The organism is Methylobacterium sp. AMS5 (genome assembly GCF_001542815.1).
In the GTDB taxonomy this organism is placed as follows: Bacteria; Pseudomonadota; Alphaproteobacteria; order Rhizobiales; family Beijerinckiaceae; genus Methylobacterium.
In genome coordinates this window covers 4,260,602-4,287,289 of the sequence record NZ_CP006992.1, presented here as the reverse complement: position 1 = coordinate 4,287,289, position 26,688 = coordinate 4,260,602, and the positions used below count along the sequence as shown (strand labels likewise).

General features: G+C 68.4%; 29 protein-coding genes and 1 tRNA gene. 7 read left to right on the top strand and 23 right to left on the bottom strand.

Going from position 1 to position 26,688, the window contains the following annotated elements:
- Nucleotides 1-3: 3 nt before the first annotated feature.
- The 6 genes from rplK to Y590_RS19250 form a co-directional block, all read right to left on the bottom strand.
- The gene (rplK, locus tag Y590_RS19275) at nt 4-453 is read right to left on the bottom strand and encodes a 50S ribosomal protein L11 (protein WP_003597508.1); all 450 of its coding nucleotides are present in this window, start codon (nt 451-453) and stop codon (nt 4-6) included.
- 328 nt (nt 454-781) lie between these two features.
- Nucleotides 782-1,315, bottom strand: coding sequence for a transcription termination/antitermination protein NusG (nusG, locus tag Y590_RS19270; protein WP_003597503.1), 534 nt, complete (start codon nt 1,313-1,315; stop codon nt 782-784).
- 43 nt (nt 1,316-1,358) lie between these two features.
- The gene (gene secE, locus Y590_RS19265) at nt 1,359-1,661 is read right to left on the bottom strand and encodes a preprotein translocase subunit SecE (protein ID WP_060771258.1); all 303 of its coding nucleotides are present in this window, start codon (nt 1,659-1,661) and stop codon (nt 1,359-1,361) included.
- 197 nt (nt 1,662-1,858) lie between these two features.
- A tRNA-Trp gene (locus Y590_RS19260) sits at nt 1,859-1,935 on the bottom strand.
- A gap of 81 nt (nt 1,936-2,016) precedes the next feature.
- Nucleotides 2,017-2,583: an RNA 2',3'-cyclic phosphodiesterase gene (gene thpR, locus Y590_RS19255; protein ID WP_060771257.1), complete on the bottom strand. Its 567-nt coding sequence runs from the start codon at nt 2,581-2,583 to the stop codon at nt 2,017-2,019.
- A 6-nt stretch (nt 2,584-2,589) separates the two neighbouring features.
- On the bottom strand, nt 2,590-3,240 hold the full coding sequence (locus tag Y590_RS19250) for an arylesterase (RefSeq protein WP_060772371.1): 651 nt from the start codon (nt 3,238-3,240) through the stop codon (nt 2,590-2,592).
- 201 nt (nt 3,241-3,441) lie between these two features.
- Here Y590_RS19250 and Y590_RS19245 point away from each other — a divergent pair, with 201 nt between their 5' ends.
- A complete protein-coding gene (locus Y590_RS19245; RefSeq protein WP_056499903.1) occupies nt 3,442-4,134 on the top strand; it encodes an ABC transporter ATP-binding protein in 693 nt (230 codons plus the stop codon).
- Between the two features lie 122 nt (nt 4,135-4,256).
- Here Y590_RS19245 and Y590_RS19240 read toward each other — a convergent pair whose 3' ends face one another.
- The 7 genes from Y590_RS19240 to Y590_RS19205 all read right to left on the bottom strand — a co-directional run bounded on the left by Y590_RS19240 (nt 4,257) and on the right by Y590_RS19205 (nt 8,841).
- Nucleotides 4,257-4,454: a hypothetical protein gene (locus Y590_RS19240; RefSeq protein WP_060771256.1), complete on the bottom strand. Its 198-nt coding sequence runs from the start codon at nt 4,452-4,454 to the stop codon at nt 4,257-4,259.
- Nucleotides 4,455-4,601: 147 nt separating this feature from the next.
- Nucleotides 4,602-5,273, bottom strand: coding sequence for an HAD family hydrolase (locus tag Y590_RS19235; protein WP_060771255.1), 672 nt, complete (start codon nt 5,271-5,273; stop codon nt 4,602-4,604).
- 14 nt (nt 5,274-5,287) lie between these two features.
- Nucleotides 5,288-5,557, bottom strand: a complete 270-nt coding sequence (locus tag Y590_RS19230) for a hypothetical protein (RefSeq protein WP_144440016.1) — start codon at nt 5,555-5,557, stop codon at nt 5,288-5,290.
- A 209-nt stretch (nt 5,558-5,766) separates the two neighbouring features.
- Nucleotides 5,767-6,183, bottom strand: coding sequence for a DUF2934 domain-containing protein (locus tag Y590_RS19225; RefSeq protein WP_060771254.1), 417 nt, complete (start codon nt 6,181-6,183; stop codon nt 5,767-5,769).
- A 62-nt stretch (nt 6,184-6,245) separates the two neighbouring features.
- Nucleotides 6,246-6,518: a hypothetical protein gene (locus tag Y590_RS19220; RefSeq protein ID WP_060771253.1), complete on the bottom strand. Its 273-nt coding sequence runs from the start codon at nt 6,516-6,518 to the stop codon at nt 6,246-6,248.
- Between the two features lie 375 nt (nt 6,519-6,893).
- Complete coding sequence (locus Y590_RS19215; RefSeq protein ID WP_060771252.1) at nt 6,894-7,298, bottom strand: hypothetical protein; 405 nt, start codon at nt 7,296-7,298, stop codon at nt 6,894-6,896.
- Between the two features lie 676 nt (nt 7,299-7,974).
- On the bottom strand, nt 7,975-8,841 hold the full coding sequence (locus Y590_RS19205) for an outer membrane protein (protein ID WP_060771250.1): 867 nt from the start codon (nt 8,839-8,841) through the stop codon (nt 7,975-7,977).
- A gap of 353 nt (nt 8,842-9,194) precedes the next feature.
- Between Y590_RS19205 and Y590_RS19200 the strand changes: the two genes are divergently transcribed.
- From Y590_RS19200 to Y590_RS19190, 3 genes are all read left to right on the top strand, one after another.
- On the top strand, nt 9,195-9,434 hold the full coding sequence (locus tag Y590_RS19200) for a hypothetical protein (protein WP_060771249.1): 240 nt from the start codon (nt 9,195-9,197) through the stop codon (nt 9,432-9,434).
- 314 nt (nt 9,435-9,748) lie between these two features.
- On the top strand, nt 9,749-11,287 hold the full coding sequence (locus tag Y590_RS19195; protein ID WP_060771248.1) for a DEAD/DEAH box helicase: 1,539 nt from the start codon (nt 9,749-9,751) through the stop codon (nt 11,285-11,287).
- Between the two features lie 408 nt (nt 11,288-11,695).
- A complete protein-coding gene (locus Y590_RS19190) occupies nt 11,696-12,763 on the top strand; it encodes a GGDEF domain-containing protein (protein WP_060771247.1) in 1,068 nt (355 codons plus the stop codon).
- 103 nt (nt 12,764-12,866) lie between these two features.
- Here Y590_RS19190 and Y590_RS19185 read toward each other — a convergent pair whose 3' ends face one another.
- Nucleotides 12,867-13,247 carry a HesB/IscA family protein gene (locus tag Y590_RS19185; protein ID WP_060771246.1) on the bottom strand — a complete coding sequence of 127 codons (381 nt, stop codon included), beginning with the start codon at nt 13,245-13,247 and terminating at the stop codon, nt 12,867-12,869.
- 157 nt (nt 13,248-13,404) lie between these two features.
- On the opposite strand from Y590_RS19185, the gene Y590_RS27420 reads away from it, so the two are divergent.
- Together Y590_RS27420 and Y590_RS27415 are read left to right on the top strand one after the other, a co-directional pair.
- Complete coding sequence (locus Y590_RS27420; RefSeq protein WP_060771245.1) at nt 13,405-13,617, top strand: Uma2 family endonuclease; 213 nt, start codon at nt 13,405-13,407, stop codon at nt 13,615-13,617.
- A 221-nt stretch (nt 13,618-13,838) separates the two neighbouring features.
- A complete protein-coding gene (locus Y590_RS27415) occupies nt 13,839-13,988 on the top strand; it encodes a hypothetical protein (protein WP_286161779.1) in 150 nt (49 codons plus the stop codon).
- Nucleotides 13,989-14,097: 109 nt separating this feature from the next.
- Here Y590_RS27415 and Y590_RS19175 read toward each other — a convergent pair whose 3' ends face one another.
- The 6 genes from Y590_RS19175 to Y590_RS19150 all read right to left on the bottom strand — a co-directional run bounded on the left by Y590_RS19175 (nt 14,098) and on the right by Y590_RS19150 (nt 21,077).
- Entirely contained in the window at nt 14,098-14,481 is a 384-nt protein-coding gene (locus Y590_RS19175; RefSeq protein ID WP_004446369.1) for an SUF system Fe-S cluster assembly protein, read from the bottom strand.
- Nucleotides 14,482-14,531: 50 nt separating this feature from the next.
- The gene (locus tag Y590_RS19170; RefSeq protein WP_060771244.1) at nt 14,532-15,788 is read right to left on the bottom strand and encodes a cysteine desulfurase; all 1,257 of its coding nucleotides are present in this window, start codon (nt 15,786-15,788) and stop codon (nt 14,532-14,534) included.
- 254 nt (nt 15,789-16,042) lie between these two features.
- Nucleotides 16,043-17,365 (bottom strand): SufB/SufD family protein, encoded by a 1,323-nt coding sequence (locus Y590_RS19165; RefSeq protein ID WP_060771243.1) that lies wholly within the window; start codon nt 17,363-17,365, stop codon nt 16,043-16,045.
- Nucleotides 17,365-18,117: a Fe-S cluster assembly ATPase SufC gene (gene sufC / locus Y590_RS19160; protein ID WP_060771242.1), complete on the bottom strand. Its 753-nt coding sequence runs from the start codon at nt 18,115-18,117 to the stop codon at nt 17,365-17,367. The genes Y590_RS19165 and sufC overlap by 1 nt, the downstream gene beginning before the upstream one ends.
- Before the next feature lie 224 nt (nt 18,118-18,341).
- Nucleotides 18,342-19,811: a Fe-S cluster assembly protein SufB gene (gene sufB / locus Y590_RS19155; RefSeq protein ID WP_060771241.1), complete on the bottom strand. Its 1,470-nt coding sequence runs from the start codon at nt 19,809-19,811 to the stop codon at nt 18,342-18,344.
- Nucleotides 19,812-19,904: 93 nt separating this feature from the next.
- A complete protein-coding gene (locus Y590_RS19150; RefSeq protein WP_060771240.1) occupies nt 19,905-21,077 on the bottom strand; it encodes a cysteine desulfurase family protein in 1,173 nt (390 codons plus the stop codon).
- A 261-nt stretch (nt 21,078-21,338) separates the two neighbouring features.
- On the opposite strand from Y590_RS19150, the gene Y590_RS19145 reads away from it, so the two are divergent.
- A complete protein-coding gene (locus Y590_RS19145) occupies nt 21,339-21,995 on the top strand; it encodes an alpha/beta hydrolase (protein ID WP_004446355.1) in 657 nt (218 codons plus the stop codon).
- 21 nt (nt 21,996-22,016) lie between these two features.
- Here Y590_RS19145 and Y590_RS19140 read toward each other — a convergent pair whose 3' ends face one another.
- The 3 genes from Y590_RS19140 to Y590_RS19130 all read right to left on the bottom strand — a co-directional run bounded on the left by Y590_RS19140 (nt 22,017) and on the right by Y590_RS19130 (nt 26,668).
- Complete coding sequence (locus tag Y590_RS19140; protein WP_060771239.1) at nt 22,017-22,295, bottom strand: virulence factor; 279 nt, start codon at nt 22,293-22,295, stop codon at nt 22,017-22,019.
- Complete coding sequence (locus tag Y590_RS19135) at nt 22,295-22,507, bottom strand: DUF5397 family protein (protein ID WP_060771238.1); 213 nt, start codon at nt 22,505-22,507, stop codon at nt 22,295-22,297. Before Y590_RS19135 ends, Y590_RS19140 begins: the two co-directional genes overlap by 1 nt.
- Nucleotides 22,508-22,585: 78 nt before the next feature.
- Nucleotides 22,586-26,668, bottom strand: coding sequence for a Pls/PosA family non-ribosomal peptide synthetase (locus Y590_RS19130; RefSeq protein WP_060771237.1), 4,083 nt, complete (start codon nt 26,666-26,668; stop codon nt 22,586-22,588).
- Nucleotides 26,669-26,688: the final 20 nt, after the last annotated feature.

The window sequence follows — 26,688 nt, the reverse complement described above, 5'->3', positions numbered from 1 at the left end:
CCCTTACGCGACGACTTCGAGGCCCATGGCTCGCGCGGAGCCACGGATCATCGCGACCGCCGCATCGACGGAGTCGCAGTTCAGGTCGGGCATCTTCTTCTCGGCGATCTCGCGAAGCTGGGCTTCGGTGATCTTGCCGACGGTCGGGCCCTTGCCCGGGGTCTTGGAGCCGGAGGCCGGCTTCTTGCCGATCTTCAGGCCCACCGCCTTCTTCAGGAAGAAGGTGACCGGGGGCTGCTTCATCTCGAAGGTGAAGGAGCGGTCCTGATACGCGGTGATGATCACCGGGATCGGGGTGCCCTTCTCCATCTGCGCGGTCTTCGCGTTGAAGGCCTTGCAGAATTCCATGATGTTGAGGCCGCGCTGACCGAGCGCGGGGCCGATCGGCGGCGACGGGTTGGCGGCGCCGGCCGGGACCTGAAGCTTCACGTAGCCCGTGATCTTCTTCGCCATGGGACTTCTCCCAATGAGTGCCCATCGCCGGGCTGCCTAGGCACGGACGGACGGGCAGTGACAGGTCGCGGTGCGATCCGTGGTTCCCGGAGGCGAAGCCGGGCGGATCTCCCGCGGATGATGCCCTACCGAGGCAGGGACTTATCCGGCGAAGCCGGATCTCGATGAGACGACCACCCGTAGGTTTTGTGGAAGTCCCGCAAACTCATTCGACCGCTCAGCAGCCGCCCGTAAAACAGCCCGAGACACAGAAGAAACGAGCCGGCTTTGATTTCGGCGGCGCACCAATTCCAAGCGTGGAGGAGGGTGGCCGCGTCGATCAGGCCGACTAGACCTTCTCGACTTGACCGTATTCCAGCTCGACCGGGGTGGCACGGCCGAAGATCGACACCGCCACCTTGAGGCGCGAGCGGGCGTCGTCGATTTCCTCGACGGTGCCGTTGAAGGAGGCGAAGGGGCCGTCGGAGACGCGCACGGTCTCGCCGATCTCGAAGGAGACCGTGTGCTTGGGGCGATCCACGCCCTCCTGCACCTGCCCCTTGATGCGCTCGGCCTCGGCGTCCGGGATCGGCACGGGCTTGGCCTTGTCGGCGCCCAGGAAGCCGGTCACCTTCGGGGTGTTCTTGATGAGGTGATAGACCTCGTCGGTCAGGTCGCACTTCACGAGCACGTAGCCCGGAAAGAACTTGCGCTCGGCATCGACCTTGCGGCCGCGGCGCACTTCGGTGACCTTCTCGGTCGGCACCATGACCTCGTCGAACAGTTCGGTCAGCCCACGCTGGGCCGCCTGATCCTTGATGGACTGGGCGACCTTATTCTCGAAGTTCGAGTAGGCGTGGACGATGTACCAGCGCTTCGACACGGGTCTCTCAACTCCTCGGCGTCCGTGAGACGCCTGCGATGACTCAGGCGCCGATCCCGAGGATCAGGCTGACGGCGAAGCGCATCACCTGATCGACGGCGACGAAGAACAGGCTTGCGACCACGACCATGATGAACACCATGATGGTGGTCACGGTGGTTTCCTTGCGGGTCGGCCACGTGACCTTGCGGCCCTCGTCGCGCACCTCGCCCAGGAACTCCACCGGGCCCACCCGCTTCGGCGCGGGGCGCGCGGGCGGGGTCGGGCGCTGGGGCGCGACGGGGGCCGTGCCGCGTTTGGGTCCGCGGGCCGCGTCGGCTTTCTTGGTCGCTTCGTTCGATGCCATGGCGCAACTGAAACCGGACAGGGCTCCGGGAACCACCGATCGCGGTGCGGGGACAATCGCGTCCCACACCGACAGCATCTGAGGATCTCGGAATGCGCCCGCTCTAGCGCAAGTGATCCGGCTTGTCGATGGGTTCGGGAAGGGGTGCCGCCGGTCGGATGCCAGGTCCGTCTCGGCGTCGGGCTCGGTGGGCGCCGTGGCAGGAGTGGAGGGACTCGAACCCCCAACCCCCGGTTTTGGAGACCGGTGCTCTGACCAGTTGAGCTACACTCCTACGGCGCGCGCGGCGCGGCTCGCGTCATGCCGCAACCTGCGGCCCAAAGCAAGGGCACGACGTCAGCAAGCAGAGTCATCGCTATTCGTCGTCCAGCTCGAAATCCGCATCCGCGAAGGGATAGGCCGCCTCGACGAGGTAGGGCCCGCCGCCGCGCGAGGTGCGGGCGGAGAACAGGGCGGCGCGGCGCACCGTGAAGGTCAGGCGGACAAACACCCCCGCCTCGGCCAGCCTTCGCGCCACGGCCTCCGGGGAGGCCTCGCGGTTGAGGCGGGCCAGCGTCACGTGCGGCGTGAACTTGCGCCGCTCCGGCGCGGCCCCGGCCCGGCGGGCGATGCGCTCGTGCTCCTCCTGTAGGTCGATGAGCTCCGGGGTGGGGACGACCGAGGCGTAGAGCGCCCGCGGCCGGTCGCCGCCGAAGCTCGCCAGCCCGTCCAGTGTCACGGTGAGCGGCGCGCGCACCCGCGCCTCCCGCAGGCCGGCATCGATATCGGCGGCAATCATGGCGTCGATCTCGCCGAGGAACCGCAGGGTGACGTGGTAGTCGCCCGGCTCGATCCAGCGGGCGCCGGGCAGGCCGCCGCGGAAGAACGACAGCCGCTCGGCGATGTCCGGCGGGATCTCGAGCCCGGTGAACAGGCGCGGCATGGTTCGCTACCCCTTCTTCTCCGGATTCTGGACCAGGCGGCCCAGGAAGGTCTCGACGCTCGGCAGGATGCCCTCGACGATCCGCTCGACGCCCTTGGCGGTGGGGTGCAGCCCGTCATCCATGGTGTTGGCGCGCTGGCCCGTCACGCCGTCGAGAAAGAACGGGTAGAGCACGAGGCCGTGCGCCTTGGCCAAGTCGGGATAGATCGCGTCGAAGCGGGCGCGGTACTCCGTTCCGAGGTTCGGCGCGGCCAGCATGCCGGCGAGCAACACCGGGATGTTGCGCTCCTTCAGCCGCACGATGATCGTCTCAAGCGCCTTGCGGGTCACCGCCGGATCGGTGCCGCGCAGCATGTCATTGGCGCCGAGTTCGAGGATCACGCCCTGCGTGCCGTCCGGCACCGACCAGTCGAGCCGGTCGAGCCCGCCGGTGCTGGTGTCGCCCGATACACCGGCATTGGCGATCTCGACCCGGTACCCCTTGGCCTTCAGCACCCGCTCCAGAACCGCCGGGAAGGCGGCATCGGCCGGCAGGCGGTAGCCCGCGGTGAGGCTGTCGCCGAAGGCCACGAGCTTGAGCGGCGCCGGCTCGGCCCGGGCCGAGCCGGGCCGCAGGCCTGCGGCACCGACGAGCGTGGCTGCGGCGAAGAGGAGCATCAGCGCGACCCTGCGCCGGAGGCGGCGCGGGCCCACATCGGGTTCGTCCGCCTCGCGCCGGGCGCCCAAGCATGACACAAGCCTGCCGGGTCCGGCTTCCGCTTCGTTCGCGTGGTGCAAGACCGTATCCTTTCGCTCGGACATGTCCGGGTGGTTGCCAAGCTGCTCGCCAACTTCCCCGCCAAGATCGGTCGGTGCCTGATGTCGAACAAGGCTGTCTCCCTGTCGCAGATCGAGCTGAGCCTCGGCCGCGGCCCCGCGCGGGTGCATGTCCTGCGTGGCATCTCGCTCGATGTCGAGCGCGGCGAGGCGGTCGGGCTCGTCGGCCCCTCAGGCTCAGGGAAATCGACCCTGCTCACCGTCATGGCCGGGCTGGAGCGGCCCGATACCGGCCGCGTCACCATCGCCGGCACGGATCTCGGCGGGCTCGATGAGGACGGGCTCGCGCGCTTCCGCGGCCGCAACATCGGCATCGTGTTCCAGGCCTTCCACCTCGTGCCGACCATGACCGCGCTGGAGAACGTGGCGCTGCCGCTCGAACTCGCCAACGCATCCGATCCGCACGGACGGGCGGCGGCGGAACTCGAGGCGGTGGGGCTCGGGCACCGGCTGCGGCACTACCCGGCGCAGCTCTCCGGCGGGGAGCAGCAGCGGGTGGCGATCGCCCGTGCGCTCGCGCCCGATCCGGCGATCCTGGTGGCCGACGAGCCGACGGGAAACCTCGACGAGGCGACGGGGCGGCAGATCGTGGACCTGTTGTTCGGGCTCAAGCGCGACCGCGGCGCGACCCTGGTGCTGGTGACGCACGATCCCGGCCTCGCCCGGCTGTGCGACCGCACCGTGCGCCTGCGCGCCGGCCGGATCGAAGCGCCGGCCGAGGCGCAAGAAGCCTAAGTAGACAGGGCCTGGAAAAACGATGCCTTCCGGTGCCGGTCGGGCGCCGAAAGGCAAGCACGTGTCGAGTGTTGAAGCCGTCTGCTCGCGCGTCGCGTCAGGCGACGCGGCAAACAGAAAGATCAGGCGCTCAGCGGAGCGCCGATCCGGGCGCGGAGCTGAGCCCGCAGGTTCTGGTTGGCGGCGCTGCGGTCGGCGTCGAGGGCCCACATCAGGCGCAGGAGCCGGCTGATCGGGAGAGCCCGGTCCTCAATGGCCTCGGCAACCTGCTGCTGGATCGATTTCGAGGTCGCAATGAACGTCTCGGCCGTGGTCTGCATGAGTCGCATCCGGAAACGGGCTCGCCCCCCGCGGGGCGGGCTCTTAAACGGTTCCAAATCGCAAGGCCATAGGTTTGCCGGCTTGCAGTTAGCGGTTCCTTCGAAATCCCGCGCCGCACCTCACAGCTTTTTGAAGCCGGCTCTTTGTCAGGCGAGCGGCGAGCGCGTGTAGCCGTCGAGCAGATCCTGCGGATCGCGGTAGATCGCGACGCATCCGGCCGCCGACAGCGCGGCCTCCGGGAAGCCGCCGCACAAGACGCCGATCGTGAAAAGGCCAGCGCCGGCAGCGGCTTGTGCGTCGTAGGGGGTATCCCCGACCACCATCACCGCGTCTTTGGGGAGACCGGGAAGCTTCCTCAGCACGGCTTCGAAGATGTCGGGATGCGGCTTGGATCGATCGGCATCGTCGGAGGTCGTGACCACGTCGACGAGATCGGTGATGCCGAGGATTTTCTGGTAGTTTTCCACCTCGTCCGCCTTGCCGGAGGACGCGAGCGCGACGGTCTGGCCTGCATCGCGCACATGGCTGAGCAGTTCCTTCACCGCGGGAAACGGCTTGGCCTGCGCGAGATAGGACCGCTTGAACAGATCGGAGCGGTAAGCCTCGATCGCTTCGCCCTCGCGGGCGAGCCGATCCGCGTCGACGAAGACAGGCAGGAGCTGGTCGCCGCCCTTCCCGATCTGGCGGCGGACGTCCGCCTCCTCCGTCTCGATCCCGAAATGCGCAAAGGCCTCGACCCAGGCGCGGGCGTGCAGATCGACGCTGTCGAGCAGGGTGCCGTCGATGTCGAAGACGACGGCTTTGATGCGAGGGGACATCGAATCAGGCCTTCTCAGCGCGGAAACAGCTGAAGGCCGTCATCGGGAAGGAGATTGCGGGCGGGCCCGCCGGTCTGCTGGCCGCGGCCCTGCTGGTAGTAGGGCAGTTCGGGGCGGCGGTCGTTGCCGCTGCCGGAATCGTATTCCCAGGGCGCGTTCCACGGGGCCCGGCCGCTCACCGCCGGTACGGCGGGGGCGGTGTAGAACGAGTCCCCCTGCCCGCACGGGGCCCGCCGCTGCGGCGCCGGCCGCCAGCATCGTGCCGAGGCAGAGAGCGGCAGCACCTCGGCCGATCAACGCGCGCATCGCTTGTCATCCTCGATCGTAGCAGCGCCCCGCCGACGAAGCGCGAAAGGAAACGGCCGAGCCCGACCCGCGTTCCGGGGTCTCAGGCTCGCTTGCCCCGACTTTCCACGGAGGGGCCCTAAAAAGCGAAGCCCGCCGGCCCCGGAGGGCGGCGGGCTCTCGAACCGCGTCCGTGTTGCGGGGCGGCTCAGTGGAGAACGAGCGCCTCGGCTCCGGCGCGGCTGGCAGCCGGCTTGGCCCTGGGTGCCGCCTTCACCGCCTTGGCGGCGGGCTTCTCGGCAGCCTTCGCGGACGTCGTGGCAGGCGTCTTCTTGGCCAGTGCCTTGGCAGGTGTTTTGGCTTTGGCAGCAGACTTGGCCGCCTTGGCGACGCTCGCCAGAGCCTCGGCGGGGGCTTGCACCGCCGGCTTGGCGCGGGCGGTGCGGGGCTTGGCAACCTTGGCGGGCGCCGCGGACGCCTCGGCTGCGATCAGCGCCGCAACCGGGGCCTGCCGCAGCTCGGACTCGGCCTGAAGCCAGTGGGCCTCGGCCCGGCCGAAAACCCGGCCTTCACCTTCCCAGATGTAGTAGGCGCGCTCGCGCACGCTGTTCTCGCACAGCACCATAACGCTCTCCCGAAATCGTCCGACGTGAGTTCGAACGATGGAAGCGCATGGTTAAGGAGCGGTTAACCGCGTTCCGCGCTGCGGGAGAGACGGCGGTGGTTCGCGCGCACCTTGCGGCGATAGCCGGCCACCACCGCGCCGTGCGAGGCGCCCGTCGCGAGCTGCATCGCCGCCTCGCTGGCCGCGAACAGCTTCTCGCTCACCATGCGCTGCGCCTCCACCTGCGCACCGCTGCCCCCGGCCGCGAGCTTGGCCATCCGCAGGGCGATCACCGATTGCGCCTCGAAGGCGAGCAGGGTCGTGTCGAGGCCGAGCTTCCACCACGTCGCGTACATCGAACCTGCCCTCTCGCCGTCACACCGATTCGATCCAGAGCCGTATCCGACGTGATGGCATCAGGTCGGCGTCTCTCAAGCATCGTCCTGGATACCGGATCCAGGACGATGCTTGAGGCTCTTGGTTTCGCATCACCTTTATTCCGAAAGCCGGAGGCCACCTTTCGGGATGATGCTCTAGGTCTTTGTTTTGACGCGCGTTCTTGCGACGAAGCGGTGACCGCTTCGTCGCAAGAACGCGCTCGGATGAATTGGATCAGGTCACGACGGCCCGCAGCGGCGCATGGCCGGGCTCGGGAACGGCGCAAAGACACACGTTCGAGAGTCGTTCCCGGCCGCCTCCGGTGGCTGGGCGGCCGGGAACGGCATCGCGGTTCAATCGAAGCTGCGGCCCTTGGCAGCCGAACCGCCCAGGCTGATCTTGACCTTCTTCGGTGGAGCCACTTGCCCCCCCTTGCCGCGCCCGGCCGGCACCTCGACCTCCGGCGCCGCCTGGGCGGGCTTCAACCGGGACTGGCCGTAGATCACCGAGCCGATCTCGCCCACGGCCTGGACCAGGTCGTCGCGCTCGCAGGCGCGGGCCACCTTCAGGCCGAGCTGGTGCATGTGGCTCTTGCCGTAGAGGTAGGCGGCGAGCTTGGCGCGGGTCAGCGCCGGAATCTCCTCGAGGATGTAGGGCAGATCGTAGTCGTCGGCGCGGTAGACCTCGCCGAGCCGTTCGAGGGAGACCGGGCATTCCGGATCGACGGTCGCGCCGGTGGTCGGATGGGCCTGGGTCATGGGTCACCTGCTGTCGGTGCAAAGGGCGATGGAGAGCGTGACGAAAGCGGCAAAGGCATGTCGGCGACCGCAGCCTCCGCCACGGAAGACGGCCTGACCGCGATCAGGTCGGAACGCGCGGGAAGGCATCCGGTGCAAACCGAGGCGATCGCGATCCGGGCGCGCCGGTCGCTGCGCTCCCAGACGGATTCGCGCAAGGTCCCTGCAGCGGCCGGCCCGGTCGTCGGCCCGGAGGCCGCACTCCCGGAGGCCGAAGTCCCGGCGAGCCGGGCTTCCGGGTTCGCGCGGATCCGCAGGTAGAGCGGCTCCTCCGCACGGACAGCGGAAACCGGACCGTACGGAGACCCACACAGGGCCATCCCGTACACGGCCGCGCCGAGGAGCGCGAACCGGCCCGGACGTGCCGATGCCTTGCGCCGCGCGGCGCCTCGTGCCGTGCAGCCCGATGTCATGCCGGTTGTCATGCGGATGCGCGGGTCTCGCCATGGCGGTTGCGGGCGCCGGTTCCCGCATCGCGGGCTTCCGGGCCGAACAGGATCGGCCGGGATGGTCAACAAGACCTTAACCGCGGCATCCATGCGAGGCGAGCCATCCCACGCGAAAAAGCCCGGCGCGAGGCCGGGCTCTTCTGGGGGAGGTCCGGCGGTCCGGTGAGGGACCGCCGGCGATCCGGATCCTAGTAGGAGCCGAACTTGTAGTTCAGGCCGGCGCGGACGACGGCGAACTCGGTGTCGCGGATCTGCTGACCACCGCTGACGAGCACGGTGCCCGGGCTGCCGATGGAGACCGTGCGGCCCTGGTTGTCCGTCGCGAAGGCGCCACGGCCACCGGTGCCGCGGTCGAGGTTCACGTACAGACCTTCGACCTTCAGCGTCACGGCCGACGACTTGAAGAAGTTCAGGAACGAGTCGGTCGGGAGAGCGTACTCGATACCGCCACCCGCGGCCCAGCCGGTCTGGAAGTCGTTGCTCGACACGCCGGTGCCGAACTCACGACCGCCGCCGGAGCCGTAGGCGAAGCCGCCGGTGCCGTACACGAGGGTGCGGTCGAAGGCGTAGCCGAGGCGACCGCGGACGGTGCCGAAGAAGTCGAGGCCCGAGAGGCCGGCCGGGTTGAACACCTGCTGGGCGGCCAGCGGGCTGGTCGAGAGGAAGCGGTTCCGGTCACGGCCGAAATCGGCGTACTGGGCGTCGGCCTCGACACCGATCACGACACCGGAGCCCGGGGTGAACTGGTAGTTGTAGCCGATCTGACCGCCGCCGACGAAGCCTTCGTTGGACTCGCGGTTGCTGAAGGCCACCACGGCGGTGGTGCCCGGGGGCACGAGTAGGGAGGCCGGGCCGACGCCGATCACGGTCGGGACGCGGTCGTCCTGGGTGCCGAAGCCGTAACCGGCGTTGAAACCGGCGTAGAAGCCCGTCCAGGTGAACACCGGCACCGGCTGGAACACCGGCGGCGGAGCCGCGCGGCGCGGGAGGTCGGCAGCCGAGGCGACCACAGTGGCGGCAACGAGCGCGCTCGAAGCAAGAAGCAGGATTTTCATCGTGTCGTGTCCTGATTTGGCGGGAGCCGGTGTTGGTGTGAAGTGGCCCGGGGATCTCCCCGGTATCCGTCGCCCTCCAGCGATGAGGCGATGAATGCACCCAAATCCGTCAACGAAAGGTGAAGCTTACCCAGCCGTGAGCACTTGATCAGGCCCGACGTGTCTTTGCGCACGTCGTTGCCTCGTCTTGTCGAAAACCGGCAACAGTCAAACCATTCAGCAAAGCCTGACGACAGTACGGTTAACGGTTGGTTTCTTCCGCCGCACAAGGCCGCATTAACCACATTCGGGCGATCATTCCCCGCGCCGGCGCCCGATCCCGGATCCGGCCGGCCCGATGGATTGCGCTGCCCATGTCCTTCGATTCCGGCTCGCCGAGACCGCGCGGCCCCCTCGCATGGTCGATCAAGACCGCCCTGATCGTCGGCCTCGGCGCCACGGCCCTCGCCCACCACATCGCCCAACCGGTCGGCAAACCGGCCCACCGGGGGAGCGACCCGGAGGTGACGGGCTCGATCGGCGTCAGAGCGCAGTCGCTGCGGCTCGACCCCTGCACGCTCCGCGGCGCCCTCGGCACGGGCGCGCGCGACTGACTGTCACGGACTTTCACGGCATGGCTCGAGACGACCGCCAAGGTAAGGCCGAACATGTCGGCCTTAGGCGAGCACAGGCTCGGGATGGTCTTGGCGGGATGGTCTTGGGATGCCGGCGACGCAACCGTACCCCGCCCGCGCGGGAGGAGACTGCGCCGTCTCGGTCGATTGACAAGCAGGCACAGGGGTCTAAGTGTCGCGCGCGTTCGGACGCGTGATGGCGTACCGCGCACGGCTCTCGCGATCCGCCGCCGGCGCGAGCTTTCGAGCCCCTGATCGGCCCACTTCACGCGCACAATGGTTTTCCCTACCCGATGTCTTTCGCCGATCTTGGACTGAGCGACAAGGTACTCCAAGCCGTCACCACGGCCGGCTACACCGAGCCGACGCCGATCCAGGCCCAGGCGATCCCGCATGTGCTCGCCCGGCGCGACGTGCTCGGCATCGCCCAGACCGGCACCGGCAAGACCGCCGCCTTCACCCTGCCGATGCTGACCATGCTGGAGACCGGCCGCGCCCGGGCCCGCATGCCGCGCACGCTGATCCTGGAGCCGACCCGCGAACTCGCGGCGCAGGTCGAGGAGAATTTCGAGCGCTACGGCACCAACCACAAGCTCAACGTGGCGCTCATCATCGGCGGCGTCTCCTTCGCCGACCAGGATGCCAAGCTCACCCGCGGCACCGACGTGCTGATCGCGACGCCGGGGCGCCTGCTCGACCATTTCGAGCGCGGCAAGCTGCTGCTGACCGGAGTCGAGCTTCTCGTCATCGACGAGGCCGACCGGATGCTCGACATGGGGTTCATTCCCGACATCGAGCGTATCGTGAAGATGGTGCCCTTCACGCGCCAGACGCTGTTCTTCTCCGCGACCATGCCGCCGGAGATCGAGCGGCTGGCCGACATGTTCCTGCACAACCCGCAGCGGATCGAGGTGGCGCGTCCCGCCTCCACCGCCACGACCATCGAGCAGCGCCTCGTGGCGGTGGGCGCGGAGGGCCATGAGAAGCGCAAGGTGCTGCGCCACCTCATCCGCTCGGCGAGCGAGTTGCAGAACGGCATCATCTTCTGCAACCGCAAGCGCGACGTCGCCCAGCTTCAGCGCTCGCTGACCAGCCACGGCTTCAACGCGGCGGCGCTCCACGGCGACATGGACCAGCGCGCCCGCACGGCCGCCCTCGACGGTTTCCGCAGCGGCGAGGTTCCGCTGCTGGTGGCCTCGGACGTCGCCGCGCGCGGCCTCGATATCCCCGCCGTCAGCCACGTCTTCAACTTCGATGTGCCGCACCACCCGGAGGACTACGTCCACCGGATCGGACGCACCGGCCGCGCCGGGCGCTCGGGCCAAGCCTTCACCCTCGCGAGCCGAAGCGACGAGCGCTCGCTCTCGGCGATCGAGAGCCTGATCGGTCAGCCGATCGCCTGGCTCGACGGCGATCTTGCCAGCGTCTCCGACGAGGTCGAGGGCGACGAGCCGCGCCGCCGCCGCGGCAGCCGCCGGGCCAAGGGGAGCGAGGAAACCAAGCGCGGCGGGCGCAGCACCGAGAGGAGTGCCGCCCCGTCGAGCGAAAGTCCCCGCAGCGAGAGCCGCTCCCGCGGAGGACGCCGTCCGGCCGCCGAGCGCAGCCGCGCCGACGAGCCCCGGCGAGACCCGGTGCGTGAGCCGGAACCGGTTTCGGTGGCCCCTCCCCCTCCCCGCGAGTTGGCCCGCGAGCCCGCCCGGAGCGCCCCCGAACGCGCGCGCGGGGAGCGTCGTCCCCCGCGTCGCGACGAGGACGGCGAGACGCCGGTCGGCCTCGGCTCGCACGTCCCGGCCTTCCTGCTGAAGCCGACCGGGTTCGGGAAGAGCAAGTAGCTCCCCCTACCAGATCCCGCTGATCCCATCGCGCTCAAGCATCGTCCCGGACACCTGATCCGGGACGATGCTTGAGGCTCTCGGTTTCGCGTCATCCTTTTCTCCGAAAGCCGGCAACCACCTTTCAGGACGATGCTCTGGCGCGATGGGTGCCCTCCTCAAGCGCCGCGCGGGTGGGGCGATAAGGGTCCCTGCCTTGATCAGGACGCCCGCTGCGCCGCCGTGCCCAGAACGGAGACGATCGGTGACCGGGAATTTTGCGAGGCACGCTTAGCCGGAGCGGCGCAGGGTCAGCGCTCGGGCACTTTGTGAGACGCTCTTAACGTCCTGGCGAGATTCTGAGGCGACACTTCGGCGGAGCGGACGATATGGGCGGCGTGCCCCGTCCGCAGGAGCCTACGTCACCGGATGAGCCCCGATCCCGATCGTGATCTCAGTTTCGTGCTCGCGCAGCGCAGCTTCGAGTTGATGCGCGACTACTGTGCCTGCGCGACGCCGCGGGCCTACGCCGTGTGGTATCTCTACGTCTCCGGCACGCAGCCGCTGATGAACGATGCGGTCAAACGGCTCACGACGCAGAACGGGACGCTGACCAGCGCCGACATCGAGGGGCTCCACGACACCTACATCGACGGCCGCCGCATGGCCGTGGAAGTGGACCGGATGAATTCGAGCCTCATCGCCGAGGTCGAGGGCATCATGGAGATGATCGAGGTCTCGATCCGCTCAACCGCCCAGTACGGCGAGTCGCTTCAAGCCCTGTCGCACGACATCTCCAACACGGCCACGAGCCGGGCGCGTCTGCGCGAGGTCGTGACGACGATCATCGCCAACACCCGCGACGTGACCGCCAACAACCGCACACTCGAAGCGCGGATGCGCGAGAGCCGCAGCGAGATCGAGGCCTTGCGCGAGACGCTGGAGGCCGCCCGCCTGGAGAGCCTGACCGACGCCCTGACGGGGTTGGGCAACCGCAAGAATTTCGAGGAGTCCCTCCGCAAAACCGTCGATGTCCCGTCCGCCTCGGCGCGGCAGGGCAAGCCGACGAGCCTGATCGTGATCGACATCGATTCGTTCAAGCGCTTCAACGACCTCTACGGCCACCTGACCGGGGATCAGGTGCTCCGCCTCGTCGCCATCGTGATGCGCGAGCATATCGGCCAGAAAAGCGCGACCCTCGCCCGGTTCGGCGGCGAGGAGTTCGGCATCGTCCTACCGGAAACGGACCGGGTCGAGGCGCGGGCCATCGCCGAGCGGGTGCGCACCGGCGTCACGGGCCGCGAACTGGTAAAGCGCTCCACCGGCGAATCACTCGGCAAGGTCACGGTCTCGCTCGGCGTCGCGACCCAGCGCGAGGACGACAATGCGGTGTCCCTGCTGGAACGGGCCGATGCCTGCCTGTTCGCCGCCAAGCGCGCCGGCCGCAACCGCACCCTCGACGAGACCGAAGTCGAGAACCTGCGCGACGTCGCCTGAGACGGACGAACGCCTCGTCCCGAAAGGCGGCCCCGGCCTCCCGGACGATGCAGAGAGCCATCGGCTCAAGCCTCGCCCGGCCTGTGAGACGCGCCGGCGCCGATCAGGCGGGCGCGCCGGCCGCGAGCCGCTCGGGATTGACCGGCGTAATCGCCACGGATTCGCCGCAGCCGCAGGCCGAAGTCTGGTTCGGGTTGTTGAACACGAACTGGGACGACAGCTTGGTCGTCTGGAAATCCATCTCGGTGCCGAGCAGGAACAGCACCGCCTTGGGATCGATGAACACGGTCACGCCCCGGTCCTCGATCACATCCTCGCCGGCTTTCCGGTCCTCGGCATATTCCATCGTATAGGACATGCCGGCGCAGCCGCCGTTTTTCACGCCGACGCGCAAGCCGGCGATCGGCGTCTCCGCATCGGCCATGATCGCCTTGAGCCGGTCCGCTGCGCGGTCGGTCAGCGTGATCACCTTGAAACTGGACATCGTGGTCTCTCTCCTGCGGCCGGGTTCAAGGCCCGGGCGGGTGAGGGGTTTTCGTACATTGACGAAGATAAGCACTCCCCCGTCGCCGGTCCACCGCAAGACCCGGCCCACCGGACGATTGCAGCCGTGCTATGCTGAATCGGTGACGGAGGGTGCGATGGCCGATCCTGCACGGCGCCTGATGACGCCGGAAGAGTTCTTCGCTTGGCAGACCGCCCAGGACGGGCTCTACGAACTCGTCGACGGCGTGCCGGTGCCGCACGTCAAGATGATGACCGGCGCGAGTGCCCAACACGACCGCGCTACCGTGAACATCATCGCCACGCTTCACGCCCCGTTGCGCGGCTCCGGCTGCCGACCGACCACCTAGCGCGCCGCACCGGCATCGCGACGATCCGGCGGCCCGACGTGACGGTGGCGTGCGGGGACCTCGTCCGCGATCATCTACGAGAACCGCGCCCCGCGCCTCGTGGTGGAGGTGCTGTCGCCCTCCAGCACCAACATCGATCGCTTTTTTGCAAGCTCGACGAGTACCGGCGCCACCCAAGCCTCGCCTACATCCCTCTGGTCGAGACGCGCTTTCCGAGCGCGGTGCTCTACCGCCGGGAGGAGGAGGGCTGGACCGAGGAAAGCTTCGAGACGCTCGACGCCGTGATCGACCTGCCCGCCATCGGAGCGCGGCTCGCGCTCACCGACATTTACGAGGACGTGGCCTTCGAGCCGGGCCGGCCGGTCCGCTAGAGCATCATCCCGAAAGGTGGTTGCCGGCTTTCGGAAAAAGATGATGCAAGAACAAAAGGTTAGAGCATCGTCTTGGATCCGATATCCAGGACGATGCTCTACGGCGCCGCTACCACATGTCCAGCGCGACGCGGGCCTCGTCGGACATCCGGCTCTGGTCCCACGGCGGGTCGAACACCATCGTGACGGAGCAGGATTGCACGCCCTGAACCGCCGAGACCGCGTTCTCGACCCAGCCCGGCATCTCGCCGGCCACCGGGCAGCCGGGGGCGGTCAGCGTCATGTCGATCAGCACGCGCCGGTCGTCCTCGATCTGCACCCGGTAGATCAGGCCGAGCTCGTAGATATCGGCGGGGATCTCCGGGTCGTAGACGCTCTTGAGCGCCACGACGATGTCGTCGGTCAGGCGATCGATTTCCTCGGCCGGGATCGCGGAGGCGGCCGCGAGGGCGGGGGTGTTGGTGCCGCCGGTGATGGTGGCGTCGGTGCTCATCGGGTCTCTCCCTCGGCCGCCGCGCGCGACGGCCGAAATTCCCAAAAGAATCAGGCGAACAGCATCTCGGCCTTGGCCAGAGCCGCGGCCAGGACATCGATTTCCTGCGTCGTATTATACAGACCGAACGAGGCGCGACAGGTCGAGGTGACCCCGAAGCGCGTCAGCAGCGGCATCGCGCAGTGGGTGCCGGCCCGCACCGCCACGCCCTGGTGGTCGATCACGGTGGCGATGTCGTGGGCGTGCGCGCCCTTCACCTCGAAGGCGATGACGCCGCCCTTGTCGCGGGAATTGCCGATCTGGCGGATCGAATTCATCGCGCCGAGCCGCTCCTGGGCGTAGGCGGTCAGCATCGCCTCGTGCGCGGCGATCTTGTCGCGGCCGAGCTTCATCATGAATTCCAGCGCCGCGCCGAGTCCGACCGCCTCGATGATCGCCGGCGTGCCCGCCTCGAAGCGGTGGGGCGGATCGTTGTAGGTGATCGCGTCCTGGCTCACCGTGCGGATCATCTCGCCGCCGCCCTGGTAGGGCGGGAGCCGGTCGAGCCACTCCTTCTTGCCGTAGAGCACGCCGATGCCGGTCGGCCCGTAGACCTTGTGGCCGGTGAAGACGAAGAAGTCGCAATCGAGCGCCCGCACATCGACCGGGCGGTGCACCGCGCTCTGCGCCCCGTCGAGCAGCACCGGCACGCCGTGGGCGTGGGCGATGCGCACGATCTCTTCGGCCGGCGTCACCGTGCCGAGCACGTTCGACATGTGGGTGATCGCCACCATCTTGGTGCGCGGCGTGAAGAGCTTCTCGTATTCCTCGACCAGGAAGTTGCCGTCGTCATCGACCGGCGCCCACTTGATGACGGCGCCGCGCCGCTCGCGCAGGAAATGCCAGGGCACGATGTTGGAGTGGTGCTCCATGATCGAGAGGATGATCTCGTCCCCCTCCCCAATCAGCCCGGCCCAGCCCATGGAGGAGGCCACGAGGTTGTAGGCCTCGGTCGCGTTGCGGGTGAAGATGATCTCGTCGGTCGAGGCCGCGTTGAGGAACTGGCGCGTGGTCTCGCGCGCGCCCTCGAACCCCTCGGTCGCGGCATTGGCCATGTAGTGCAGGCCACGGTGCACGTTGGCGTAGCCGGTCTCCATGCAGGAGACCATCGCGTCGATCACGGCCCGCGGCTTCTGCGTCGAGGCGGCGTTGTCGAGATAGACCAGCGGTTTGCCGTAGACCTTTTCCGACAGGATCGGGAATTCCTTCCGGATCGCTTCGACGTCGTAGGACGAGTCGTGGGCAGTGGTACGGACGGGTGCGTTCATCGTCTCGACCTCGAAGCGGCGCGGCCCGTCATGGAGCCGTCTTTCCCTTCACTCCCCTCATCCCGAGGTGCCGGAGCGAAGCGGAGGCCTCGAAGGAGACCTCCTGATTTCGTCGGTATCCCCTGAGCCCTCCTTCGGGGCCCGCTGACGCGGCCCCCTCGGAATGAGACGCAGGGTGGGGGTGCCCGACCTGGGCAGGGACCCGCGGATCCCCGGACGGCCGGCGATCCGCGGGTCGGGTTGTGGGCGGTGCCCTACCCTCTCGACGCCAGCCACGCCTCGATCCCGCCGATCAGCACCGCGCGGGCGCCCTCATGCGTGACCGTCTCGACCGCCTCGCCGACGAAGGCCTGGACCAGCAGGCTCTCGGCGGTGGCGCGCGGCAGGCCGCGGGCCATGAGGTAGAACAGGAGATCCTCGTCCGGCGCGCCGCAGGTGGCGCCATGGCCGCAGGCGACGTCGTCGGCGAAGATTTCCAGCTCCGGCTTGTTCATCATCTGACCGTCGTCGGTCAGGAGCAGGCAATCGGACTTCATCTTGCCGTCGGTCTGCTGCGCGACCTGGCGGACGATGATCTTGCCCTGGAACACGCCGGTGGAATCGCCGTCGATCACCGTCTTGAACATCTCGCGGCCGACGCCCCCGGTCGCCGCATGGTCGGCGAGCAGGGTGGAATCCGCGAGCTGGCCGTGGCCGAGCAGCGTCGCGCCGTTGACCACGGCGTTGGCGTCCTCGCCCGCGATGTGCAGGTAGATCTGGTGACGCGAGAGCTTGGCGCCGGTGACGAGGTTGACGGTCTCGAGCTGCGCCCGCGCGTCGAGGCGCACCGAGAGCGTCGAGAGGGCGACGGCCGCATCCCCTTCCCGGTTGAGCCGGGTGTGGCGGAAGGCGGCCTCGGCGCCGATATGCACGTCGAGCGCGTCGTTGGGCTGATAGGCCAGCCCGGCCGGTCCCTCGTGGCTCTCCAGCAGGAAGAACTCCGCCTCGGCGCCGACATCGACCAGAACGCGGGTCGCGGTCGAGAAGGCGGCCTCCCCCGTGCCGACGAAGCGCAGGTGGATCGGCGTCTGCGGCTTGGCGCCGGGCGCGACCGAGATCAGCGCGCCATCCGCCAGGAAGGCGGTGTTGAGCTGATAGATCGGGTTCTCGCGCACCTGCTCGACAGGGGCGAGGAGCTTCAGGCGGGCGTCGCCCTTGCCCATCGCCTCGTTGAGGGGCGTGACCGTCACGCCCTCGGGCACCCGGTCGAGATCCGACAGGGACGCGACGAGATGACCGTTGACGAAGGTGAGGCGGACGGCCTCGACCTCGTTGAAGCCCGTGGTTCCGGCGACGGCGGCCTGGGCCGCCTGCTCGCTCGGCGCCTCGGCGGGCGGGGCCGCTTCCGTGATGGCGGCACGCAGGTCGGTATACTTGAACGCCTCGACCCGGCGGCTCGGCAGGCCGGTCGCCTCGAAGAAGCGGAACGCCTCCTCGCGGCTGATCGCCTGCTCGCTGGCGAAGCCTTTGCGCGCGGACTCGAACAGCTTGGAGAGGCCGGCCTCGGCGGGGGAGCGGAGATTGGTGACGTCGGCCATCACGCAGCCTCGCTCGTGCGGTACTCGGCGTAGCCGGAGGCTTCGAGTTCGAGCGCCAGCTCCTTGCCGCCGGTCTTCACGATCTGGCCCTTCGACATGACGTGCACGGTATCGGGCACGATGTGGTTGAGCAGCCGCTGGTAGTGGGTGATGACGAGGAACGAGCGGCCTTGCGCCCGCAGCGCGTTCACGCCCTCGGAGACGATGCGCAGCGCATCGATGTCGAGGCCGGAATCGGTCTCGTCGAGCACGCAGAACTTCGGCTCGAGCAGCGCCATCTGGAGGATCTCCATGCGCTTCTTCTCGCCGCCGGAGAAGCCGACGTTGAGGGCCCGCTTGAGCATCTCCTTGTTGATCTCGAGCTTGTCGGCGGCGGCGTTCACCTTGCGGATGAAGTCGGGCGTCGAGAGCTCGCCCTCGCCGCGGGCCTTGCGCTGCGCGTTGAGGCAGGCCTTGAGGAAGGTCATCGTGCCGACCCCTGGGATCTCCAGCGGGTACTGGAAGGCGAGGAAGATACCGGCGGCGGCGCGCTCGTCGGCCGCCATCTCCAGCACGTTATGCCCGTCGAGCAGGATCTCGCCGTCGAGAACCTCGTAGTCCTCCTTGCCGGCGATGACGTAGGAGAGCGTCGACTTGCCCGAGCCGTTCGGGCCCATGATCGCGGCGACCTCGCCGTCATTCACGGTCAGGTTCAAGCCGTTGAGGATGCGGTTGTCCTCGATCTGCACGACGAGGTTTTTGATCTCAAGCATCGTTCGATAGTCCTAATTCAATTCCGATGACCTTCCCTTCCCCCTCTGCGGGGAAGGGGGCCCTCGCGTCAGCGAGGGTCGGGAGAGGGGAGCGCCGGTTCCGGAGAGGTCGCTTTACCGGGCGCCACATCCTGCCGCGTCGCGCTGCCCTTCCCCGCCTGCTTCGCAGGCACCCTCCCCCTCAGAGGGGGGAGGGACATTCGTTCTGTCCGTATCGAAGGCCGTCAGCCCACCGAGCCTTCGAGGCTGATCGAGATCAGCTTCTGGGCCTCCACCGCGAACTCCATCGGCAACTGCTGCAGCACGTCGCGGACGAAGCCGTTGACGATCAGCGCGGTCGCCTCCTCCTCGGAGAGGCCGCGCTGCAGGCAGTAGAACTTCTGGTCCTCGGAGATCTTCGAGGTGGTGGCCTCGTGCTCGAAGACGGCCGACGCGTTCTTCGACTCGATGTAGGGCACGGTGTGCGCCCCGCACTGGTCGCCGATCAGCAGGCTGTCGCAGTTGGTGAAGTTGCGCGCGCCCTTGGCCTTCTTGTGGGCCGAAACGAGCCCCCGGTAGGTGTTCTGCGAACGGCCCGCCGAGATGCCCTTCGAGATGATCCGGCTGGTCGTGTTCTTGCCGAGATGGATCATCTTGGTGCCGGAATCGACCTGCTGCATGCCGTTCGACACCGCGATCGAGTAGAACTCGCCGCGGGAATCGTCACCGCGCAGGATGCAGGACGGGTACTTCCAAGTGATCGCCGAGCCGGTCTCGACCTGCGTCCACGAGATCTTCGAACGGGCGCCGCGGCAATCGCCGCGCTTCGTCACGAAGTTGTAGATGCCGCCCCGGCCCTCGTTGTCGCCGGGGTACCAGTTCTGGACGGTCGAGTACTTGATCTCGGCATCGTCCAGCGCCACCAGCTCGACCACGGCGGCGTGGAGCTGGTTGTCGTCGCGCTTCGGGGCGGTGCAGCCCTCGAGATACGAGACGTAGGAACCCTTGTCGGCGATGATGAGGGTCCGCTCGAACTGCCCCGTATCGCGCTCGTTGATGCGGAAATAGGTCGACAGCTCCATCGGGCAGCGCACGCCCGGCGGGATGTAGACGAACGAGCCGTCCGAGAAGACCGCCGAGTTGAGCGTGGCGAAGAAATTGTCGGTCACGGGCACGACCGAGCCGAGGTACTTCTTCACGAGGTCCGGGTACTCGCGGATGGCCTCGGAGATCGGCATGAAGATCACGCCGGCCTTCTCGAGCTCCTTCCGGAAGGTGGTCGCCACCGAGACGGAATCGAACACGGCATCGACCGCGACGCGACGCTCGGGCGCGATGCCTTCCAGCACCTCGACCTCGCGCAGCGGGATACCGAGTTTCTCGTAGGTCTTCAGGATCTCGGGATCGATCTCGTCGAGCGATTCCGGGCCCTTACGCTTCGGCGCGGCGTAGTAGTAGATGTTGTTGTAATCGACCCGGTCGTACTCGACCCGCGCCCATTCCGGCTCCTTCATCGTGAGCCAGCGCTTGTAGGCGTCGAGGCGCCATTCGAGCATCCATTCCGGCTCGTTCTTCTTGGCCGAGATGAAGCGAACCACGTCCTCGGAGAGGCCCTTCTCGGACTTCTCCATCTCGATCACGGTCTCGAAACCGTACTTGTACTGGTCGAGGTCGATTGAACGGACCCGATCAATGGTCTCCTGCACTGCAGGCATTCAGCGTCTCCTACCGACTCCGGCGTCAAGGACCGGGGGTTTCCAACGACACGGCGGGTTTGCCGCCGAAAGAATGGCTTGGGCGGGCGGCGCTCAGGCCGCCTGCCCTCGCCGCTGATATAGGGACGACACGACCCGTTCGAACCCCGCCGCGAAGCGTTCGAGGTCTTCCAGGCGCGAATTCCAGCCGAAACTGACGCGCAACGCCCCCGCGGCGAGCGCAGGGCTCACCCCCATCGCCGCGAGCACGGGGGAACGGGCCACCTTGCCCGAGGCGCAGGCCGACCCCGACGACACGGACAGGCCGGCGAGATCGAGGGCGATCAGCGCCGTGGACGCTTCCAGACCCGGCACGGCGAAGCTCAGGGTGTTGGGCAGGCGCGGGGCCCCCTCCCCGAACACGACGAGATCGGGTGCCAGCGCCCGCAAGCGTGCTTGGAGGCCATCACGCAAGCCCGCGAGCCGCACCGCCTCGGCCTCCAGGGTGGATCGGGCGATGTCCGCCGCCTCGCCCATGCCGACGATCCCCGGAAGGTTCTCGGTGCCGCAGCGCAGGCGTGCCTCCTGGCCGCCACCGCGCAGGAAGGCCGCCTCCAGGCCCAGCCCTTCGGCCAGCACCAGCGCGCCGACGCCCTTCGGCGCGGCGAATTTGTGGCCCGACAGGGTCAGGGCGTCGAGGCCGAGGGCAGCGAAGTCGAGCGGGATCTTTCCGACCGCTTGCACCGCGTCGCTGTGGACCAGGGCCCGTCCGTGGGCACGGGCGAGCCGTACGATCTCGGCCAGCGGCTGCACCACCCCGGTCTCGTTGTTGGCCGCATGGACCGAGATCAGCACGGCCTCGTCCCGGCAGGCCTCGAGCCGGCCCGCGAGCACGTCGAGCCGCAGCAGGCCGGCCCGGTCCACCGGCAGCACCTCGACCGCGTCCGGCGCGAATCGGTGGCCCGCGGCGACGCACGGATGCTCGGTCGCCGAGACCATCAGCCGGGTGGGGGCGGGGAGGCCCGCCTTCCGAAGCGCGCCGGAGAGCACGGTGTTGGCCGCTTCCGTGCCGCCGCTGGTGAAGGTGACGCGCTCAAGCGTCGCGCCGAGCAGGGCAGCGAGCCCCGCCCGCGCCGTCTGCAGCGCATGGCGCGCGGCGCGGCCCTCTTGATGGATCGAGGAGGGATTGCCGGGCAAGGTGAGCGCGCGCGCGACCGCAGACGCGACCTCCGGACGCACCGGAGAAGTCGCGTTGTGATCGAGATAGCTGCGCGCGCCCGACGTCATCCTGCCGTTTCGCTCCTTATCGTCCTGCCAGATCCTGATTTTCTTGATTTCGCCCCCCTCCCCCGTGCTAAGCCGCGCGAAACGCGCCGTGTGCTTCGCAGGTCGAGGCCCGACGAACTGTTTAGAATAATTCCAATGACCTAGAATTATTCTAAGAGCGCTTGTAGGTGGCGCGCGCAACGAGTCAAGCCGTGACCGGCTCAGCCTCCCTGCCTTCGCGGGGGCATCAAGGGTGAGGGTCGGATCATCTCGAGGACCACCATGCCCGAAGTTATCTTTTCCGGCCCTGCCGGCCGCCTGGAAGGCCGCTACCAAGCCCCCAAGAAGAAGGGCGCGCCGATCGCGATCGTGCTTCATCCGCACCCCCAGTTCGGGGGCACGATGAACAATCAAATTGTGTACAATCTTTTCTACACCTTCGCCAATCGTGGATTCGCAGCCCTGCGCTTCAATTTCCGCGGGGTTGGACGCAGCCAGGGCGCCTTCGATCACGGTTCGGGTGAACTCTCCGACGCCGCCGCCGCCCTCGACTGGGTGCAGTCGGTCAACCCGGAGGCGAAGTCCTGCTGGATCGCGGGCGTCTCGTTCGGCTCGTGGATCGGGATGCAGCTCCTGATGCGCCGCCCGGAGATCGAGGGCTTCATCTCGATCGCCGCCATGGCCAACCGCTACGACTTCACCTTCCTGGCGCCGTGCCCCTCCTCCGGCCTGTTCGTGCACGGCTCGGAAGATCGGGTGGCGCCGGCCCGCGAGGTGATCCCGGTGATCGAGAAGGTGAAGACGCAGAAGGGCGTCATCATCGAGCACCAGATGGTCGAGGGCGCCAACCACTTCTTCGACGGCCGGGTCGACGAGCTGACCCAGACCGTCGATACCTATCTCGACAAGCGTCTCGGGGCGAAGACCGAGGCGGCGTGAGGCTGAAGAGCGCAGCGGCCGTCAGCCTTTGACGGTCGCCGTGAAGTCGGACCATTGCTCGACGCGAAAGGCGCGCAGGTCGCGCACCCAGGCCGGGAACCACGACAGGGCTTTCAGTGCCGTGATGGCTGCGAACAACTTCGCCAGATCCTCGTCGCGGCTGACGTAAAGGCTCCCCTGAACCCAGTTGAATCCTTGCCGGGCGAGCACCGTCCGGATGTCGCTGTAGGCCTGTGCGATGCCCTTCGGATGATGGGTCTGCGTCTCGACGACGACCAGATCGAAGGCGATGGCGAACATCAGCCTTCCGCAGGGTCTTCGAGAAGGTCTGTGAGCGGGTAGTCGAGTTCCTCACCCGTCTCCAAGACGCGAATCCGCATCTGCGGGCGATCCGCCGCCTTCGGCTCCGTCACGCCGACGATTTCATAGACAGGCCCAGCCGAGCCGAAGCGCCGCCATGAGCCGATCAGGCTGCAAGGTTCCTGGAAAGCCGCAGGCTTCGCATCGAGCATGGAAGTGTCCTCGGGAGCCGCACGTCCAACACCGGCAACATCGCATGAAAAGGCCTGCGGCGGCGAGAGGCTCCGGCCTCACGCCGCCCGCGCCACAGCCTCGCCCGCCGCGTGCACCACCGGCACGGCGGGCGCGCCTTCCCATTCCGAGTGGGCCGGGATCGACTCGCCCTTCATCACGATGGTGAGCGGGCGCAGCCGGGCGTAGTCGCCGACATGGCTGTCGTAGAGGACGGTGGAGAAGGCGCCCACCGAGACGCCGCGCCCGATCACGACGCGGCCGACCTTCATGATGCGGTCCTCGTAGAGGTGGGTCTGGAGCGCCGCCGACCGGTTGATCGCCGCGTAGTCGCCGATCTCGACGCAGTCGAACTCGGTGATGTCGGTCATCAGCAGGCAGGTGCCCCGGCCGACCTTGACGCCGAAGAGCCGCAGCATCCAGGGCAGGAACGGCGTGCCCATCAGGTGCTCCAGCAGCACCTTGCCGGCCAAGCCCCAATAGGCGACCGCGATGGCCTCGGTGCGCATCGCCCACCACGACCACATCGGCCGCATGCCGGGGCGGTAGCGCCCCATCAGGAGCCATTTGAGACAGATGACGCTCGTGGTCTGGATCAGGGCGATGACGACGCTCGCGAGCACGAAGGCCACAGCGAGCCCGAGCCAGTCGCCTTCGAGGATCTCGGGGTAGAACACCCAGTCGATCGCGCAGATGGCGAGCGAGATGTAGAGCATCGGCGAGAACGAGGTGGCGAAGGCCTCGAACAGGCCGCGCCGCAGCTTGGCCCACACGCTCGGCGCGAAGGTCTGGGCGCTGGAGCCGAGATCGACCTTCTGCCGCACCGGCAGGCGGATCGGCGGCGAGCCGAACCACGTCTCGCCCGGCCCCATCTTGTCGTTGGCCGGCGGCTTCGACTTGATGCCGATCAGGACGTCGTCGGGGATGTTCGCGCCCGGCGGCAGCACGCCGTCATTGCCGACGAAGACGCGGGCGCCGGTCTCGACGGGATGGAGATGCATCCAGCCGCGGCGGATCTCCTCCTCGCCGACCACCACCTCGTCGGCGATGAAGTTGTTGGCGCCGACCGCGACGAGGTCGTGGCGCGAGCCGAGATTGGTCGAGATCTCGGCGCCCCTTCCCATCCGCGCGCCCATCAGCCGGTACCACGCCCGCATGTAGACGGTGGCGAACAGCGAGGAGAGCGTCTCCAGCGTCACCTCGGAGGCGAGCGCGACGAGCCACTTGCGCAGGTAGAAGCCCGACCAGATCGAGAAGGTGCCGGATGTCACCCGCGGCAGCACCGCCCAGCGGATGGCGGCGATGAGCAGCACCGTGCCCGCCGTCATCAGCATGGCCGTGGGCCAGGTCAGCAGCGGCAGGTAGACGTGGTAATCGACGTCGGTGAGTTCCGAGAGGTTATCGGAGATCTGATCGAAGATGTAGAAGGCCGGGAAGATCGGCAGCAGGCCGACCGCCGGGACCGCCGCGAGCAGGAAGGCGTAGACCGCGCCGAAGGCCGCCCGGCGGGCGGGCGAGGCGGTGGCCGGCTCGGGCAGCGCGGAAAAATCGACGGTGCCGACCCGGCGGCCCGGCGAGCCGTCCCAGGCCTCGGCCGGGCCGACCTCGGTGCCGGCCGGCACGGTGGTCAGATCCGCGATCTCGGCATGGTCCCCGATCACCGTGCCGGGGCCGATGACGCAGGAGGTGCCGATGGCGACATCCTCGCCGATCTCGACGGAGCCGATGACGAGTTCGTTGCCGACGACCTCCGCGTTGGCGATGACGAGCCGCCCGCCGAGCGAGGAACCACGGCCGATGGTGAGCAGATCGGCCGCGCCGACATCGAGGTCGGAGACCAGCACGTCGTCGCCGATCTTCGCGCCGAGCAGGCGCAGATAGGTGACGATGACGGGCGAGCCCTGGAGCCACTTGATGTGCACCAGCGGCGTCAGGCGCTGCGCCAGCCACCAGCGGTAATAATAGACGCCCCAGAGGGGATAGCGGCCGGGCTTCGTCCGCCCGAGGATCAGCCACTTGGCGGCGATCGCGATCGTCGCGGTCACCGCGTTGATGCCGATATAGACCAGCAGGAGGACGCCGAGTTCGCCCCAGAAGCCGAGCCCGCCGCCGGTGAGCAGCAGGTAGGTGACGAAGATGCCGAGCCATTGCGCGGTGGCCAGCGCGATGACGAAGGGGAGCACCACGCCCTGCGCCACGCCGCAGAGCGCCCGGCGCAGCAGCGGCGGCGGGGTAAAGCTCAGGTCGCGGATCGCGGTCTGCGCCCCCGCGCCGCCGGTGCGCTCGATCAGACTCGCGGCCATCACCCGCAGGGTGCGGCCGTTATAGACGTCCTGAAGGGTGATGCCGGCGAGCGCCGGCGTCTCGCGCACCGCGCCGACGAAGCGGGCAGCGAGCAGCGAGTGGCCGCCGAGTTCGGAGAAGAAGTCGGCCTCGAGCCCGATCGGCCCGTCGCCGAACACCTTCTTGGCGGCGGCCAGAAGCGCGGCTTCGGTCTCGTTGTCGGGGGCCTCCTGCTCGCCGTCGGCCACCGCCACGGTCAGCGGCGCGATCCGCAGCGCCTTGCGATCGACCTTGCCGGAGGTGAGCCGCGGCAGGGTCTCGACCTCCTCGAAATGGCCGGGCACCATGTAGGGCGGCATCTGCGCCGCGAGATTCTTTCGGAGCGCCGCGCGGTCGAGGTCGGCATTCCGCTCGGGCACGAGGAAGGCGACGAGGCGGTCGACCTCGTCGTCGCGCCGCAGGACCACCGCCGCCTGGTTGATCCCGCCCTGCGCCCGGATGCGCGCCTCGATCTCGCCGAGCTCCACGCGAAAACCGCGGATCTTGACCTGATCATCGATGCGGCCGTGGAAGACGATGTCGCCCTCCGGCGTCATCGAGACGGCATCGCCCGAGCGGTAGAGCACCGGGTCGGTCCCGTCGGACGGGTAGGGGTTGGCCACGAACTTTTCCGCCGTCAGCTCCGGGCGCTTGAGGTAGCCCGCCGCGACGCCGGGGCCGCCGATCAACAATTCGCCCTGCTCGCCGGGGCCGAGCAGGTTCAGCGCCTCGTCGGCGACGTAGACGGAGTAGTTCGGGATCGGGCCGCCGATGGTGACGGGCCGACCCGGCCGCATCTCGGCGGCGGTCGCCACCACGGTGGCCTCGGTCGGCCCATAGGTGTTGAACAGGCGCCGCTCACCGGTCGCCCAGCGCGCCACCAGCGGCTCGGGCAGGGCCTCGCCGCCGAGCAGCACGAGGCGGACGGTGGGCAGGTCGCCGGGGATCATGGCCAGCAGGGTCGGCACCGTGTCGAGCACGGTGATCCGGGCCTCGGCGATGATCGCGGGCAGGGCCTCGACGTCGCCCATCATGGCCGGGCTCGCCACGAACAAGCAGGCGCCGACGAGATAGGGAACCCAGATCTCCTCCATCGAGAGATCGAAGGCGACGGAGGCGCCCTGGAACACGACGTCGTCGGCGGAGAGGCCGTAGACCGCGTTGCCCGAGCGCAGGAAGTGGCAGATGTTGGCGTGGCTGATGACGATGCCCTTGGGCACGCCGGTCGAGCCCGAGGTGTAGATCAGGTAGGCCGGGTGCCCCGGTCCGAGGCCGGCAGCGTCGAGGTCGGGCGCGGAGGCTCCCTGCCCCGCCCGCAGAAGCGCTTCGGTGGTGACGGCGGGCGTGCCCTCCGGCGCCTGGGGCCGCAGGGTCTCCGAGACGAGGAGCGCCTTGGCCTCGGCATCGTTCAGGCACACCGCGACCCGGTCGGCGGGCGCCTCGGCGTCGAACGGGAGCCAGGCGGCGCCGGATTTCGTGATGCCGATCTGCGCGATCAGCAGCTCGGTGCCGCGGGCCATCCACAGCCCCACCACATCCCCCGGGCCGATGCCGCGGGCGAAAAGCCCGGCGGCGATGGCGTCGGAGCGGGCATCGACTTGCGAATAGGTCAGGACCGGACGGCGCCCGTCCGTGCCGGGCTCGGCGGCGTCGATCAGGCAGGGTGCGTCGGCCCGCTCCCTCGCGCTCGCCCGGAACAGGTCGGCCAGGGTCTCCCGGCGGATCAGGTCGGGCCGCGCGGGCCCCCGCAGGACGGCGCGGCCGCCGAGGCGCCCGCCCGATCCGTCGTCGTGGCGCCCCGCCTCGGCGAGACCGCTCATCCGATGCTCTGCTGCCGATT